Source organism: Verrucomicrobiota bacterium, from assembly GCA_016871535.1.
Classification (GTDB): Bacteria; Verrucomicrobiota; Verrucomicrobiia; order Limisphaerales; family SIBE01; genus VHCZ01.
The window spans coordinates 18,481-34,517 of sequence record VHCZ01000040.1; the positions used below are offsets into that span (position 1 = coordinate 18,481).

Below are 16,037 nucleotides of genomic sequence, written 5' to 3' on the forward strand. Positions count from 1 at the left end.
GGCGATGAGAAGATGTCAAACGTTTACGCGCCGCCGACGGCGGGCAACACGTCCGTCCGCTGCGACAGCACTTCCAGCGCCGCTGACAGTCTGAATAACTGTGGCTGGCGGTTTCAAGAACCGCAGAATTTGGCGATTGCGCGTGCGCCTAAGCGCGTCGATACTGACCACGCAATGAAACATCCGGCTGTCCAACTCGGCGCATGGCTGAAGGCTCGCCGCCAGCGAGAGGCAATGGTGCTGCGAGTCTTCGCCGGCCAGATTGAACTTTCCCCGGCTGAATACGCGGAAGCAGAGGCCGGAGTCGTCCGGTGGCTGGGCGAAGATCAGGAAACCGCGATTCCCCAAGTGCTGAGCCTTTCCGCGCCGGAACGGAAACAATTCCTTTCGCTCCTCGCCGAAGCCCGGGCCGCCAAACCGCTGGAATTCGACGACCTCTTCAGCTGCCAACAACTTGAGCCGGTGCGCCTCCGCCACGCCAAGGGTAAACAAGCCGCCGCCCGCGCCAAAAAAGAAATTCTCGACGCGGTTTTTGCCCCGCTCAAGTGAGCTACCGTTACCAGGCCAAGACCGACGCCGAAATCGAGCAAACCGCCGCCGCCATCCTCACCCGTTTTCCCAAACGTCGCCTCGGTCTGGCCGTGGACATCGAAGGCATCCTGGAAGACCTCGGCCTGGACCTGCTTCCGCGCCGTGGCGTTCGCCCGCACGCCGAGGGCTATCTCGCCCGCGATCCCCGGATCATCGTCGTGGACGAAAAGATTTTCACGTATCCGCCCCGCGCGCGCTTCACACTGGCCGAGGAAGTTTCCCACCTGATTCTCGAATACGAACTCTGGAAGGGCGGACGCTTGCCCGTCGGCGCGGACTCCCACGAACTGAGCGAGCACCAACATTTCTTCGTGGAGAAAGACGCCAAGAGCCTTGCCTCGGCGCTGCTGATGCCCGCCGCCATCTTCGCCGAAACCTTCAACGCGAAACGGCGTGAACTGGAAGCCGCTGCCGCGCCGCAACTCAACGCGCTCCGGGAAACCCTCAAACACACCGGCGAAGTGTTTCAAGTCAGCCCCAAGGCCGCCGCCGTCCGCGCCCTCAAACTCAAGCTGCTCTCCCGCGACGCGCTGCGGCGCGTGTTCCCGAACGCCAAATAAGCGAACGGATTTCAACGCCAGGACGCCAAAAGCGCAGAGACTGAACCGCTGATTGGCACTCATTCAAAGGGTGGAAACCCGATTGACAGAATTCCTAGATGGGAACCGTGATTGCCGCATTGGGCGACCTTTTTGGATCCAACCAAACCGTATTGTGGCGAAAGTATTAAGCCCATCAGATCGGCAATGGTTGAAAACGAAACTCCACTTCAACCCTATGCTGCGGCTCACCTGCGATGCATGAAGCAAAGGAAACCGCCGCGTTCTGCCACCTGCCCTCGCCCTGATCCATCGGGATATGCCTAGCAATCTCAGGTACGCTGCAGATCCAGAGACGTTGTTCGGTGCGGCCGACAAGCCAGAAATGAAAAGTGAACCTGCGAGCCATTCGCGCCGTCTCCCACTCGTTCCGCGTCACGTAGAATAAAGCGGAGTCCGCCGAAAGCGTGGAGGTCTTTACCTCAATCGGCAGGCGCTCTGATGCTGCGCCGGAAACCCACGAGAGAAGGTCGAAACCAGCGGCGTTTGACTCTAATGCCTGCCAAAGTGGGCGGCGCCCCACTCGTGCCTCCTCGTACTCCAAGCTCAAACGCTCACCAAATCTGCCGACTGTCAGCAGGTTCTCTTGGTTGTCGCTTCGTGCAGCCAACGCGAGGCTGTCCCACCAACGCACAGTTTCGCCATCGACTTCATCCAAAAGCCCGGCGTCCAGCAGGCATTGACGAACCTCCGCTGGCACTCTGCCGTATCGCAGATTGGGAATCTGCGGCACGGCGGCCAATCTGGTGCGGTCGGGTGAGTTTGTCGCGCAGCGGACTACAAGTCGGCGATACGGCAGATTGAAAATCTGCGCTACGCTTCACCGCCAACTTGTGGATGCACCACCGAAAACAAGCCCGGTTGCAAATCGGTTGCTAAAGCCGCGGTTCTCTGGCAATCAGTATCGCCAGCTATGAGACGGTGGATTTTTTTCGCGTCGCCAATGCCTGAGCTTGTCCGGGCTGCATCGCCGCGCAGCCATGTGGATTTCTTCGCTGTGAAGCCACAGCGCCGGCGAGCCTGCGTCTGGTTCGTCCTGGGAATGCTGTTCTCCGTTGGGCAGGGGCTTTCCCAGGAACAAGCAGCCCGGACTTCGGACGCAGCCGTGCGCGTTCATTTCGCGGGGTTCGACCAAATCCAGGCCGCGACCAACGCGCCCGCGCTGGCAGAAATCTGGAAACTGCCGGAGACGAGCCAACTCAGGACACACGTTCTCCAACGCCTCGCCGCCGGGCTGGCGAAATCGTTTCGGTCACGGACGGACCAAGCGGGCGCCGCACCCTTGGCCCTGCTGAGCCCGCTCTTGCACGAAGCGCTGCAAAGAGAATCGTATCTTGAGGTAAGGCCGCTCGGAAATCAGAGCTTTGCGTGGACGCTGGCCATTCAATTGGACCCGGCGCGGATTTCTGTCTGGCAGACCCATTGTGCGCAACTGATTGCCGCCTGGCATTGCGTGACCTCTTCAGGCACGAACCATTTGGCCTTCGCCAGCGCCAATTCGTGGTTTGTTCTCCAGGGGATCTCTGGCGCCGCGAGCGACGAAAGCAAGCGCGCCGAAGCCTCGCCAGTCTTCCGCCAGATCAGCGCCAAACGGCGCCCGATCGATCCGCCGAAGAATTATTTCTTGAAGGCGGATCTTAATCTCACGCGACTGCCGGCCGAACTTCCGTTCTTCACGGCGCCCAATCAGCCGGCGGTCGAATTGACGGTCAGCGGAAAAGGAAGCGGGCTTAAGACCGAAGGCCGCCTTCTTTTTCCGCAGCCCGTCCGCTGGCAACTTGAGAAGTGGCAAATCCCGACGCGCACTATTCGCGATCCGGACGGGACTTTGGTTAGTTTCACGGCGGCACAAGGAATTGCCGCGTGGCTCAGCCGCCAGCAGGTTGTGAGGGACCTGGAAGTCGCTCCGTTTCCGAATCAGCTTTTCGCGTGGAGCGATTCGCATGCCCCTTTCCAAATCATGACGGCGGCGCGCGTCAAGAATGCCACGAATGTCCTGGCGAAGTTTGTCACGGAAATGATGCCGAAGCTCAATGTGAGCCTGGACGAGCTTGGAGTGGGCGCACTGGAATCCCAGACGAATCGGCTGGCGGTCTTCTGGCGCGGCCTGGCCCCCGTCCTTGTCCCTTATGTGCGTCTGGCGCCCGAGCCGGGGCAGGATTTCCTGGAAGCGGGAATCTTTCCTGTGGAACAAACCTCGAAAAACCCGCCGCCGCCCGAATTGCTGGAGCAACTGACCAGCCGCCCGAATTTGCTCTACTACGATTGGGAGATCACTCAAGAACGCCTGGCCCAGTTGCGGGCGGTGGCGCCCCACGTGGCGACGTTCTTGGACATACCCACTCTGGAGGCGGGTCTGGCCAGTTCCCGCTGGTTTGATGCGATTCAGCCGAAATTGGTGAACACCGTGACCGAAGTGACCGTCCAGTCGCCGCGAGAACTCCGGCTGGCGCGGAGTTCGGAAATCGGGTTCAACGGTCTCGAACTGGTGGCGCTGGCGCACTGGCTCGAAAGCGCGAATTTCCCGAAGCTGAATTTGCAGCTCGCTTTGCGTCCGCCCGCCAGGCCCAGAAAGCAAGCGGCCAATCCATAAACCCGGCGTGCTCAAGCTCGGCGTCAACATCGATCATGTCGCCACGATTCGGGAGGCGCGTTATCACGGCAAACCCGCGGGCGAACCCGACCCGATTGAGGCGGCCCTCATTTGCGAGGGCGCCGGCGCTCATGGCATCACGGTTCATCTTCGCGAGGACCGCAGGCACATTCAGGACCGGGACGCAGCCAAACTCCGGGAAGCGATCAAAACGCGGCTCAACCTGGAGATGGCCAGCGCGCCGGAAATCGTCGCCATCGCTTTGAAGCTCAAACCGGATATCGTCTGCCTCGTCCCCGAACGCCGGCAAGAATTGACCACGGAAGGCGGCTTGGACGTGGCGGGCCAAAAGACCGCGCTCACAGAGACGCGGAAGAGCATGAACGGCGCGGGCATTGAGGTCAGTCTGTTCATCGATCCCGAAGCGCAGCAGGTGGAGGCTTCGGCGGCGGTCGGAGCTCAGTTCATTGAGTTGCACACCGGGGCGTTCGCGGAGCGGTTTCACGACGAAGCAGGACGGCGCCTGGAAATCGCGCGATTGGTGACGGCGTCGAGGCAGGCCCACCAACTAGGTTTGAAAGTGAACGCCGGTCACGGGCTCAACTATCGTAATGTTCCTGCGCTCAGCGCCGTTCCGCATTTGGTCGAGTTGAACATCGGCCACAGCATTGTCAGCCGGGCGATCGTGGTGGGCCTCGGCCAGGCCGTGCGCGAGATGCTGCAACTTCTGCAGCGCTTTCCATGAACACGATGGTAGGGCTGCGTTGCCGCGCAGCCGGATTTCTGTCGATGCGGCGGCGCAGCAGCGCCGCCCTACCCTCGGCAGGTTTAGAGTCCCAATGATTCTTGGGCTGGGCATCGATATCATTGAGGTCGCTCGCATCCGCGCGTCGCACGAACGATTTGGCGAACGTTTTCTCCAGCGTATTCTTCTGCCTGGCGAAATCGCTTACTGTTTGTCCCACAAGTTTCCCGCGCCGCATTTGGCCGCCCGGTTTGCAGCGAAGGAGGCGATTTCAAAAGCGTTCGGCACGGGCATTGGCAGTTCACTCGGCTGGCATGACATGGAAGTCGCCCGGAAAGATACCGGCGAGCCGTTCGTGGTCTTGCACGGGGCCGGACAAAAACTCCTCGAAAACCGCGCCGGGAAAGCCGTCCACATCAGCCTCAGCCACACCGAATTTTACGCCGCGGCCGTGGCGGTTCTGGAACGGTGAGAGCGTGTCTGAAGAATGGGTGGAACGGGCTACCAGCCCGTGTTTGGCGGCAACCTGCCGCCAAAAGGCCCGGCGGGCTGGTAGCCCGCCGCAACAGGCCGGTGGCCTGTTCCACCCAGAAGACAATTTTCAGACAGGCTCTGAGAGCGTGATTCCAGCTCAGAGGAGGGAGATTCCGGCTGGCACTTTGACGATCACCGTGCCTGCGATTTTGTCGTGCCAGGATTGCTTCTCTTTGTCCCAGCCTGCCCAGAAGAATCCCACGAGCAGGAACACGAACGAAATGATGCTGAAAAGGCTCCGCACGAGCGCGACGGCAAAATCGATCGGGCGCCCATCGATGCGAACGATCTTCAAACCGAAAACAACCCCGCCGATCGTCGTGCCTTTCCACGTCCACATGGCGACGTGATAGACCACGAGCAAGATCGGGAAAGCCAGGCCGGCAAAGACAAAGGCGCTCAGAACCCCGATGAGCAGGAGATCGATAATCGTGGCGCCCACTCGAATCCAAAATCCTGCACGCTCGAAGTGGATTATGTCCGCCGCTCCAGGCGTTGGAGCCGCCGCAAGACCGGCCAGGGGCGGCGGCACGCTTGAACCGGAATTTGCGGCCGCGCCCGCCGCAGCGACGACCGGCACTGTGGCGGGCCTGGCATCCCGTTTGAGATTTGCGAAGACAGCCATCAAAACCGCGCCCACTCCCCAGACAATGCCGATGCCCCAAACCAGGAAACCCAGAATCGGGATGGTGTAAAGCAGGTGAAAAACCATCGCGCCAAGCAAGAGCGCAACGAGCGGCAATTGTAGAGCGCTCAGGTTCAGTTGGCGGCCCAATTGCAGGCCGGTGAATTGGTAGATCGCCACCTTGCCAAAGAAAATGGCCACGACCAGGGACAGCATCAGCAACGGCACCCCCACTACGGTGACCGCCAATAGCACCAACGCGGGCAGGAACAGAATGAACGTAAGCAATCCGACGAAAAACGCCGCCACCGGCGCTTCGTCCAGCGAATTGACGCAAGCTCGCAACGGACGCGGAAAAACCATCGTCATCAGTGCATAAACGACCAGGAAAGCCGCGGCGACAAACCACGCCCAGATCAGCGAGGGCGGCAGCGGGCGCGCTTTGAGCAGGCCGCCGCGAAACCAATCCCCCAGCCATTGAAAGCTGTGCCCCAGGGAGAACTCCTGACGTCCTCGCTTAATGAGTGCTCCCGGATCCAAACGCAGATTCCCTCCGACCGTCACCGCTTCGCGTTCGACGACCGCTTCGGGGCCTAAGGTGGGCGAGCCCAGAATGTTCACAAAAGTTCCGCGCACGGTTCCGTTGAGGTGAGCCGGCCCCAGAATCGTCACCAGATCGCCGCCGATGCTTCCCTTGTTTGTGGTGGAACCGAACAAGACGACGACGTCCCGCGTCACCGCTCCTTCGATCAAGGCATTGCCTCCGATCACAATCATCGTGCGGCATCGTTCGTTTTTCCGCAGGTGAACGTCCTGCCCGAAAACCACGATTTCCCCTCGGTGGACCAGTTCCGCGTCCGCGTCGAAAAAAGCCGGCGGCGGAACAGGCCTGGCATTCTCCAGGATGGGAGGCGGGTCTTGATCGACAGGCTGCTCCTGCGCGCGGTTTTGCGCGAAGGCAATCCCGCCGGGAAGCGGTGTGGCCAGGGCCAGGAGAAGGGCGCCGACGGTTCGCCGAATCACGCTTGGGCTTTTCATGCTTAACGTTTGTTGACGGCCAATTGAAAGCAGAGCGTTCCAATGCCCACGCAGGAGACGTACAACATGAAGGCGATGGCCAGGCTCAGCAGCAGCCAGAGTTTGCTGATCGAATTCCAAACCATCAAGCCCGCCCCGGCGAGGGTCCCCAGTACGTCAGCCAGCACCGCGAATCGCCCCAGCCACTGATCTGCCGCGGCAGAACCAAGGGCGCCCGATACATCCTGCCAAAGAAAGGCCGTGCCTGAAAAAACTCCGCCCAAAAGGGTGACAGCGAATGCAATCGAGATGACGCGCACGCTAAAAGGCCAGTTGAACCAGGATCGCCGCCACCAGGGTTTGTGGGCCTGCTTGAGGATGGTTTCCAGCACGCGCGGGATCAGGGTTTGCGGGGCCTGAAGTTCGGGCAGCTTGGCGAGCTCCTGGTGGATCAGCTTTTCCAGATTGTCTTCGGAATCGTGTTTCATGGTCTCAATGCGTTTCAAGGGCAGCTCAGCCCGAGGACAAGCACGCTTCGGCTTTCGCGCAGCGGTCGCGCCCGGCCTCGATCCACGCCCGGCGTGTCTGCGGCAGCTTTCGGCTCGAAGTCGCTCCATTCGTCGCCGCCCGTTGATTTCAACTTGAGTTTGCGGCGCAGCGCCTCGCGTCCGCGGAAAATATCGGTTTTCACTTTGCTCAGAGAGATTCCAAGCTTCGCGGCGATCTCTTCGTAGCGCAGGTTCTCGAAGTGATAGAGCACGAGCGGGACTCGCTGCGCGTTCGGCAGCTTTTGCAGGGCGCTTTCCAGAAGCTGCCGGTAGTCCGATCCCTCCAACTCTTGATTGAACGTGTCCGGCGCGGGTAGCTCCGGCACGGCCTCGTCGTGGTCCTCGGACTGGAACATCTCCGAGAAGAACCGCCAGCGCGCACGGTAGCGCGTGAGATGGTTCAGACAAAGATTGGTCGTCACTGTTTTCAGCCATCCGCCGACGGTCGGACTCTGGCTCAGGTCAGCGAATCGCTCGTAGGCTTTCAAAAAGACTTCCTGGGAGACGTCTTCGGCCTCGACCGGGTTGCCCAACAACCGGACGGCGGTCGAGAACACCATGTTCTGGTAGGCCTTCATGAATGCCTCGAATTGGTTTGTGTCTGTCATCTTGAATCCGATCCGATCAGGATCATGTCATTTTACCGACACACCCGCCGTCGAAAAAGTTGCATCAATCATATTCTCCCGATCAAGGAGAGTCGAGACGCCTGCCGAGCCAAGGCCATCGAGGCTCGGCAGGCGGCCTCGCCCGGCCGTCGTTTAAGTGAAGGATTACCATCAATCGAGCCGGGTTTTTGGGCTGTCTGCGCTGGGTTCGGCACGGTTGTTGCCTTCGTTTAAGTATTGACAAAAGCATAGCGGGTTTTAAGGTATTCTAAAAATGAGAATTTGATTCGGGTAGCGGTACGTTTCTTCAGCGGGGTTCCCCACCCCCACCTCCTTGGCGTCTGCTGCCCGAATCGTTTTTTGTCGGCGTGCCTGATTTTTGCGAGTTCCCCGTTGACTTGATTCGGACGTTCTTTTAGCTTCTGGTTCCCCTGAGCGGGGGTGTAGCTCAATTGGTTAGAGCGCTGCCCTGTCACGGCAGAGGTTACGGGTTCGAGCCCCGCCACTCCCGCCATTCTCCCTCGAATCGCCGCCTCGCCGGGTCAAATCCGCAAAGCTTAGAGCTGTCCAGTTTCTGGATTTGGGACTTCCGAATAGTCCAATTTCTAGACGGAAGTGTTGCATACTCCAACTCCAAGTTGTCGATGGCGTTCAGAATTCTTCATCAGGAAAAGGGAGCATCTTCGTGCTCGCTTACAGCGCCAAGGGGGAGTAGGAATTTTGATGGCGGAGAGACCGTCTCGGAGTTTGGGATACGGACGTAGGAATCCCTTCCCGGCCGGCTGATAGGCTTGGTGAAATGAAAGATCCAATGGACAAGTTCAGCTTCGACTCCGATGAGTTCGACGACGACCTGGAGGAGATCGAGAGCGCGAAGTCCAAACTGATCATGGATTTCGGCCTGGCGCAGCCCAAGCCCGAACGAGTGACGCTGGAGGTGCTCAAACAGCTCATTCGGGACAAACCTGAGAGAATGAGCCAGGCGATCCGCCGCTGGCTTCGCCCGGATGACAGATAACAGGTATTAGTCGCGCGTTTTCCAGGACAAGGGGTGGAAACGCCAGGTCGGTTGCGTTTCACTTTCCTCGTGCAGTTCCAGGCTGCAGTACCCTCCGTCTTTGAGAAGTTCGATCCCGGCGAGCGCCGGACAAAGCCGCACCCGAAAAGGGCGCCAATACCGCGCCTCGTGCAAAGCCGCGCTCATTCTCCGGATTGAGTATCCAAGCGCCGAGATCGTCGGCATCCCCGAGAGAACGCGACTCTGCCAGAGAAAAAGCCGCGAGTGCAGGTGCCCGATAACCGTCAGTCCGAACTGAGCTAACCTCGATTGCACCGACGCCTCGCGCCACAAGAACGGCAGTGCGGTTGGGTCATGACAAAACAGGACAACCCGCGTTTCTGGTTTCAGCAAGTCGAACGCGTCTCGAATCTGAGCCAGGTGCTCGCCGCGCAATCGTTCCCATTCGGGCTGTTCCTCTGGAAGGGTCTCTGGCAGATACACCGGCAGCGCGACAAGCGACGAAGTGATCCCGAACATGGCCCATCGCCCGAACTGCATTTGCCAGAACGGCTCCAGGCCCAGGCCTTCAATCGTGCGGCGCCAACTGGCCAGGCGCATCCCGCCCTGGCCGCCAAACAGGCTTCGTTTCCCCAATTCGTGGTCGCCGATCGTTGCCCGAAATTGATCGCCGAACTTCGTCCGCAGCTTGGCCAGGCATTCGGCGGCGCTTGCATAGGCGGCGTCATCGCTCACGCCCACGAACGCCGTGTCGCACGAGAAATCCCCATTGGCGATCACAGCGTCGGCACTGGGAACATCGGCGCAAAAACGGTCCAGCAGATAATTGTGGGCAAAAGGGTCGCGCCGCCAGAAGAAATGTCGGTAAGCGCGGACCGCCAGGCGCAGCGCGGGATTCTCGATGAAGTCGGTTTCGCGCCATCCCCTCTCCTTTTCCCCGGCTCCGGCGTAGTGAACGTCGCTTAGAACAACAACGGTGCGTCGCTCAGCCATGACGGGTCTTCAGAACCGGTAACCTACTGACACGTTCAACGCGTGATTGAAGAATTTGTACCGACCATCCGCCGACTCGCCGATTCTTGAGGTCGATTGACTGCCCTGCACCGAACGCCAGGCGCCGGTCAACACCTGATACGTTGCGGCCCAACTCCAGCGCTCCCCTTTTCGGCCCAGCCCCACACTGAAGCTGTGCTGATCCGTGTCCGGCACCGCTGGATTGAAGTTCAGGTCGGGAACCGAATTCTCGCTGAAGAAGTAGCCGGCGCTCGCGAAATACCCGCTTTCCAGGTACCGCGTCACGCCCGCGCCGTACATGAAACCGGATTTGAAGTTGAACGGAAATGCGGCGTCGCCCGAAGCTTTCTGAAAGCTCACCGTGTCCAGCACGTCCCAGTCGGTCCAATCCACATCCACTTCGAAGTTCCATCGCTCGTTGGGGCGAAACGAAATGCCGGCCAGAATGAACTGGGGAAATTCCACTCCCGCGTCCGTATCTTCCCGCCCCGCGTAAGGGTAAGCCACGGAATGGCCGCGAAAGGCGATATCCGTGGCGCTGTGGTAAGACACGCCCAGAGACCACTGGTCGTGCGGGCGCCAAAGCAATCCGGGCGGTGTACCCGAAACCGCCTCCGTTGCCGGTAAACTTGAATTCATCGTTGGCGTTCAGGATGCCTTGCCGGAAATGAATTTGCCCGGCGTTCAGGGTCGGCCCCACCGCCACCGATAGTTGTGGACAGATCTCCCACGCGACGACCGGAACAAAGGACGCATACATCAGCCTGCCTTCGATGGACAACGTTCGGAAAGAGCTGTCGTTGGGCCATTCCAATCCCAGCCCATACGGTGCGAAGGAACCGAATCCAAAGCTCAGCGGACACTTCTGGGGCGTCAACGCATAGTAAAACTGCGGGGCGGCCTGCACTTCGAAATCGGTGTCTGAGGTTCGGCCATTGGCGGCGCGATACATCGATTCCGCCGTGATGGCGTAGAGGCCGAGTTGAAGATTGTGACCTTCCAACTGCGTGATCCCCGCCGGATTATAGTAAATCGCGGATGGATTGTCCGCCGTCGCGGCAAAGGCATTTCCCCGGGCGATGGCGACAGGGTCCTGATTGGGAAGCCTGAAACCAACCCCAAAACTAGGCGTTGATCCAACAAGTATTAGAAACAAGTGAACCAGGGTTGGGCGGGTGGTCATACACGCCGTTATTGAATAACTCCTTGTATCCGACAAAGGTTTATTGCGCAAAGCAAATAGACAGTCCGAATGTCTAAAACGGACGAGGCGCTGCGGCGTTGGAACCGCGACAACCACCCGCATCGCGAGAGGCTCAAGCCGCGTTAACCGACTTGTCCCATTTGCGTTTATCCGCGCTCATCTGCGGTTGAATTGCTTCCAGGTGTCAACCGCCGTGGGTGGGTCGATCAGCGGTCCGCTCGACGAGTTCTCGAAGCGTGACTGCGCCCGCAGCCTGTGCCTCGGTGCGCGCGATGGCGTCGAGTTGTTCCTGAATCAACCGGCTCGACCGCGCGTCACTCCCGGCCAGTTCGTTGCCCGCGCCCACTCGCATGGCGTTCAGGACATCCTGAACCGTGATGTTCTCCAGGGGCCGCGCCGGGCTGAAACTGGCCGGCGCGCCGGAGACCCGAACCAACAGTTTGTTCTGGGTCAGCGTCTCCAAAGTCTGCGCGGCCAATCGGTCCTGAATCTCCAGACTCCGGGCAAGGCTCGCCACATCGGGCGCCGGAGCGCCGCGTTGGAAAAACTGGCCGAGGTGGGTCATGACCCGGAGCGCCACGAACTCCCGGCTTCGCTGATTGATTTTTTCCATGCGCGGATCCGCGTCCTGTGTCTTACGCGTTTGAAACACATACGCGACCTGGCCGCCCAACAGCACGATCACCCAGGACACATACAGCCCGATCAAGAACAACGGGACCGCCGCCAGCGTTCCGTAAATGTCCCGGTACGTCACCACACGCGACAGATACATCACACTGAACGCGCTGTTGCCTTGCAGAAGCAGCGCTCCCGCAAGGCCGCCGACCAAGGCCGCGCGCCAATCCACCTTCGCGTTCGGCATGAGCAGATAGAGCAACGACAGGCTCAATCCCAAAACCAGGCAGGGCAGGAGGAAGAGATAGAGGAATTTTCTGAGAATCTCGATCCGATCGAGCCAAGAGCCGGCATTCTGGGCACTTTTCGTGAGCCACTGTGGAAGGGCGTCCTCCAGAAGGAGCCGGTTCAAATGAACCAGCGAGTTGCCCAGCGGCTCGGCCTTCAACAATTCTCGCGTCTGCGGAGAGAGCATCACGGCCTCAAAACGCTTCGCATCGTAAATAGGCTTTCCCTGGATGATCCTGTTGAGTTCTTGGGCGAGAATGTCACTCACCAAGCCAGGGTCCTTCGGCGTTCCTTGATAATCGGCCAAGGCTTTCTTTGCTGCCTCTGAGAATTGGCTGTTGAGAAACTGCGAAACGAGGGAGTTTGTTCGCTTGAGTTCATTGACAAACTGCGCCGTGTCCTTGATGTCCGTGGCTTCAAATGCCCAGGCGGACTTCCTCACCTGGCTGGCCCCTGTCAGTCCGACCGCCGCTACGAATAGCAACGGCCCCAGCGTCAGGCCCATCCAGTACAACGCGACGCGGCGGGGCCAACTGCGTCCTTCACGCACACCCCACATGTCGTTGAACGTCGCTTCCACCGTGCTCAGCAGCGAGATCGCCACGAAGATCAGGGCCAGCACTCCCGAAGCGCCCAGCGTCGTGCTCTTGAAACGCTGGATGAACCCGTTGATTTCGTTGACCACTCTTTTGCGGTTGATGGCGCTTTCGCTGTCGACGCCGTCCGGAGCCGCATCGCTGGTCGTCTTGAGATCCAGCGCCGGGGCCACATAACGCACAAAACCGTCGATGAGCTGCTGGATCGGTTCCTCGCCTTCCCGTTTGAGCAGGCCCGTCGAGACGCTGACTGCAATGGCGAGCAAAGGCACCAGCGCCAATACGGTCGTGTAAGCCAGGGCCGCGGCGCGCACGAGCCCGCGATTCCTCACGAAACTCCGGTGCACCCGGACGCAAAACTGGAGCCACGCCGGGCTTTGTGCGAAGCGTTCGGCCTCCGGGGCGTCGTCGTCTTTGACCTCCAACAAAGCCTGGGCGTCGGCTTGAAGCCTTCGCAATTTGCTCAGCGATTCGTTCGCCATATGGACTCGGCAAAAAAGACAGCAGAGAAATCTTAACAGGAGGAAACGGAGAAAACAGAGACAAAACTCCTTCTCTGAAACCCTTCAGCAAACGCCGGTGGGGCGAGGACTCCCACCGAGCTTTTTCTTCGATGGTATTGGCTCGGCGGGAGCCTCGCCCACCGGCCTTACTGAACGGAATACCTTTCTCTCCGTTGCCTCTGTTGCCTCCTGTTAAGAGAAGCAACTCACGGCTGTAATCACGTGCATTTCAAATTTCGTTGTCAATTCGAGGGCTTGTCTTACGCTGCGAACGTGGCGCGCACTGCAAAAACCGAGACTCGCGAGCCGCAAGGCTTCAGCGACGTTGTCGGCCTTATCCTGCTGGCCTTCGCGGCGTTGCTGGGCATAGCGCTCTTCTCCTACGACCGCAATGATCTCGCGTTCTACACCAGCTCCCCCAATGAGTACAAGTACAACTGGGTCGGTTCGGTGGGCGCGTATCTGGCTTACGGAAGTTTCAGGGTGTTCGGCGCGGCGGCTTACCTGTTGCCCGTGCTGTTCCTGGGATTCGGATTGACCAGTTTCATCAACTTCCTGGCGTATCTTCGGCATCGCATCGTGTGGGCCGCGTTGTTGCTGGTCGCGTTCATGGGGGTGCTGGCGGTGCATTCGGAAGCGCTGGTCAAAACGCTCGATTTGAAAATCGTCCAGGACGCGGGCAGCGCCGGTGGGTTGATCGGTTGGGGGATGAACGAACTGATCTTTCGCCACTTCGGGACGGTCGGAGCGACGATTGTGTTTTCGACGCTTTATTTAATGAGCCTGCTTTACCTGACCAATCTGCAGCTTGGCGAGTGGTTGCGGGACCTTTGGGAACGGCGCGCCGCCGCGCTCGCCGCCGTCGATCCGTTTGGCGCCGAAGAAAAGGCGCTGGAGAAGCGCGTCCGCGAACTGCAAAAACAAGCCAGGAAGCTCGAAGAACAAGCCGGTCCTACCGGGCTGGGCGCCGATCTCCAGCCGGTTCCCGAACCTACAGTGCGCGATCTCAGCGTCCCGCAGCCGCAAGCCAAGGCGCGCAAAGCACCGCCGCCTGAACCCGAACGCATCGTCGAGCCTCCGCTGGAGGAAGGGGAGGTGATCACGGCCAAAGAAATCGCCGCCGCCACCGCCGCCGATATTCTGGGCAAGCCAGCCGCTCCCAAAAACCAAGATCCCGCCGCCAAAGATTCGCCCTCCGAACCTTCGCCCAAGCCCGCTCCGGAAGGGCCCGCTCCCAGCATCCGGGATTTATCCGGCGCCGCCGCCAGACCGAAGCCGAAGAAATCGAAGGCCATTGCCGTCGCTTCCGCGCCCATGATCGGCAATTACCAGTTGCCGCCGATCAACCTGCTGAACGAGCCGGACATCACGATCAAGCCGACCGAGTCCAAAGAAGAACTCATGGCGAACGCGAAGCTCATGCAGAACACGCTCGCGCAATTCGACATCGAAGTCTCGCTCGGCGACATCACCAAAGGCCCGACGATCACGCGTTACGAGTTGCACCCCGCGCCCGGCGTGCGCCTGGAGCGCATCACGGCCCTGAGCAACAACATCGCCGCCGCGCTCAAAGCCGAGCGCATTCACATCCTCGCGCCGGTGCCAGGCAAAAGCTCCGTCGGCGTCGAAGTGCCCAACGCGATCAAGACCAAAGTCATCATGCGCGACCTGCTGGAATCAGAGGAGTGGCAGAAGACCAAGGCGCGCGTGCCGCTGGCGCTGGGCAAAGACGTTTATGGCAATCCCATCGTCACGGACCTTTCGGAAATGCCGCATTTGCTGATCGCGGGCAGCACGGGCTCCGGCAAATCGGTTTGCATCAACGCAATCATCGCGTCGCTCCTGTACCGCTTTTCGCCCGATCAACTCCGCTTCGTGATGATCGACCCGAAAGTGGTCGAGCTTCAGCAATACAACGCGCTCCCGCACCTGGTCGTGCCCGTCGTGACCGATCCCAAGAAAGTGATCCTGGCGCTGCGCTGGGTCGTGAACGAAATGGAAAAGCGCTACCAGATTTTCGCCCGCGTCGGTGTGCGCAACATCAAATCGTTCAACGAACGCCCCAAGAACAAACCCATCCCGCCGCCCGAACCCGAGCTGCCCTTGACCGTGCGCAAAGAAAAAGTCGAAGCGGGCGCGGAAGGTTTCGCCGTCGAAGTGGACGAGGAAATCGTGGTGCCGCGCGAAGAGGACATCGTGATTCCGGAGAAGCTCAGCTACATCGTCGTGATCATCGACGAGCTGGCGGATTTGATGTTGGTCGCGCCGGCGGATGTCGAAATGGCCATCGCCCGCATCACGCAAATGGCGCGCGCGGCGGGCATTCATTGCATCGTGGCGACGCAACGGCCCAGCGTCGATGTGATCACCGGCGTGATCAAAGCGAACATCCCCGCGCGCATCGCATTTCAGGTCGCGGCCAAAGTGGACTCACGCACCATTCTCGACGCCATGGGCGCGGACAAACTTCTCGGCAAGGGGGACATGCTTTATTTGCCGCCCGGCTCGGCGAAGTTGACGCGCGCCCAAGGCGCGCTCATCACCGATCACGAGATTCAGCAGATCGTCGATTTCATCGCCAAGCAAGGGAAGCCGAGCTACGAAGTGGAAATCCACGAGCAGCTTTCCAAACCGGTCAACAGCCTGGAGGAGAACGAAGGCTGCGACGAGGACGAGGATCTCATCCAGCAATGCATCGAAGTCATCCGCAGCGAGCAGAAGGCGAGCGTGTCACTTTTGCAGCGCCGGTTGCGGCTGGGTTACACGCGGGCCGCGCGGATCATGGACGAGTTGGAGAATCGCGGCATCGTCGGTCCCAGCAAAGGCGCCGAGCCGCGCGACATCCTCATCGACCTCGACGGCACGGGCGCGGACGGGCAGGGGCAGTGATCGAGTCAGGGAGTGCTGGAGTGCCGGAGTGTCGGGGTATCGGAGTA

General features: G+C 59.9%; 14 protein-coding genes, 1 tRNA gene and 1 pseudogene. 8 read left to right on the forward strand and 8 right to left on the reverse strand.

Going from position 1 to position 16,037, the window contains the following annotated elements; translation table 11 throughout:
- Positions 1-174 precede the first annotated feature (174 nt).
- Complete coding sequence (locus FJ398_07795; protein MBM3837857.1) at positions 175-549, forward strand: hypothetical protein; 375 nt, start codon at positions 175-177, stop codon at positions 547-549.
- Positions 546-1,151, forward strand: a complete 606-nt coding sequence (locus FJ398_07800) for an ImmA/IrrE family metallo-endopeptidase (GenBank protein MBM3837858.1) — start codon at positions 546-548, stop codon at positions 1,149-1,151. The genes FJ398_07795 and FJ398_07800 overlap by 4 nt, the downstream gene beginning before the upstream one ends.
- A gap of 175 nt (positions 1,152-1,326) precedes the next feature.
- Here FJ398_07800 and FJ398_07805 read toward each other — a convergent pair whose 3' ends face one another.
- The gene (locus FJ398_07805; GenBank protein MBM3837859.1) at positions 1,327-1,998 is read right to left on the reverse strand and encodes a DUF3883 domain-containing protein; all 672 of its coding nucleotides are present in this window, start codon (positions 1,996-1,998) and stop codon (positions 1,327-1,329) included.
- Positions 1,999-2,133: 135 nt separating this feature from the next.
- On the opposite strand from FJ398_07805, the gene FJ398_07810 reads away from it, so the two are divergent.
- The 3 genes from FJ398_07810 to FJ398_07820 all read left to right on the forward strand — a co-directional run bounded on the left by FJ398_07810 (position 2,134) and on the right by FJ398_07820 (position 5,000).
- Positions 2,134-3,783, forward strand: coding sequence for a hypothetical protein (locus tag FJ398_07810; GenBank protein ID MBM3837860.1), 1,650 nt, complete (start codon positions 2,134-2,136; stop codon positions 3,781-3,783).
- A gap of 7 nt (positions 3,784-3,790) precedes the next feature.
- Complete coding sequence (locus FJ398_07815; protein ID MBM3837861.1) at positions 3,791-4,528, forward strand: pyridoxine 5'-phosphate synthase; 738 nt, start codon at positions 3,791-3,793, stop codon at positions 4,526-4,528.
- Positions 4,529-4,622: 94 nt separating this feature from the next.
- Entirely contained in the window at positions 4,623-5,000 is a 378-nt protein-coding gene (locus tag FJ398_07820; GenBank protein ID MBM3837862.1) for a holo-ACP synthase, read from the forward strand.
- Between the two features lie 159 nt (positions 5,001-5,159).
- Here the strand turns inward: FJ398_07820 and FJ398_07825 are convergent, their stop codons facing one another.
- From FJ398_07825 to FJ398_07835, 3 genes are read right to left on the reverse strand one after another with little or no spacing between them, the layout of a single operon-like run.
- Entirely contained in the window at positions 5,160-6,725 is a 1,566-nt protein-coding gene (locus FJ398_07825) for an RDD family protein (protein MBM3837863.1), read from the reverse strand.
- A gap of 2 nt (positions 6,726-6,727) precedes the next feature.
- On the reverse strand, positions 6,728-7,192 hold the full coding sequence (locus FJ398_07830; protein ID MBM3837864.1) for a hypothetical protein: 465 nt from the start codon (positions 7,190-7,192) through the stop codon (positions 6,728-6,730).
- Between the two features lie 14 nt (positions 7,193-7,206).
- Positions 7,207-7,860, reverse strand: a complete 654-nt coding sequence (locus tag FJ398_07835; GenBank protein MBM3837865.1) for an RNA polymerase sigma factor — start codon at positions 7,858-7,860, stop codon at positions 7,207-7,209.
- A gap of 437 nt (positions 7,861-8,297) precedes the next feature.
- Here FJ398_07835 and FJ398_07840 point away from each other — a divergent pair.
- Positions 8,298-8,374 (forward strand) — tRNA-Asp (locus FJ398_07840).
- 285 nt (positions 8,375-8,659) lie between these two features.
- Positions 8,660-8,878, forward strand: a complete 219-nt coding sequence (locus FJ398_07845; GenBank protein MBM3837866.1) for a hypothetical protein — start codon at positions 8,660-8,662, stop codon at positions 8,876-8,878.
- Between the two features lie 6 nt (positions 8,879-8,884).
- Here the strand turns inward: FJ398_07845 and FJ398_07850 are convergent, their stop codons facing one another.
- The 4 genes and pseudogenes from FJ398_07850 to FJ398_07865 all read right to left on the reverse strand — a co-directional run bounded on the left by FJ398_07850 (position 8,885) and on the right by FJ398_07865 (position 13,080).
- Positions 8,885-9,871 carry a hypothetical protein gene (locus FJ398_07850; GenBank protein ID MBM3837867.1) on the reverse strand — a complete coding sequence of 329 codons (987 nt, stop codon included), beginning with the start codon at positions 9,869-9,871 and terminating at the stop codon, positions 8,885-8,887.
- A gap of 9 nt (positions 9,872-9,880) precedes the next feature.
- Positions 9,881-10,531, reverse strand: coding sequence for a hypothetical protein (locus FJ398_07855; protein MBM3837868.1), 651 nt, complete (start codon positions 10,529-10,531; stop codon positions 9,881-9,883).
- Positions 10,532-10,544: 13 nt separating this feature from the next.
- Positions 10,545-11,198, reverse strand: a pseudogene (locus FJ398_07860) (hypothetical protein).
- Between the two features lie 82 nt (positions 11,199-11,280).
- The gene (locus FJ398_07865) at positions 11,281-13,080 is read right to left on the reverse strand and encodes a hypothetical protein (GenBank protein MBM3837869.1); all 1,800 of its coding nucleotides are present in this window, start codon (positions 13,078-13,080) and stop codon (positions 11,281-11,283) included.
- Positions 13,081-13,374: 294 nt separating this feature from the next.
- Between FJ398_07865 and FJ398_07870 the strand changes: the two genes are divergently transcribed.
- A complete protein-coding gene (locus FJ398_07870) occupies positions 13,375-15,990 on the forward strand; it encodes a DNA translocase FtsK (protein MBM3837870.1) in 2,616 nt (871 codons plus the stop codon).
- Positions 15,991-16,037 lie beyond the last annotated feature (47 nt).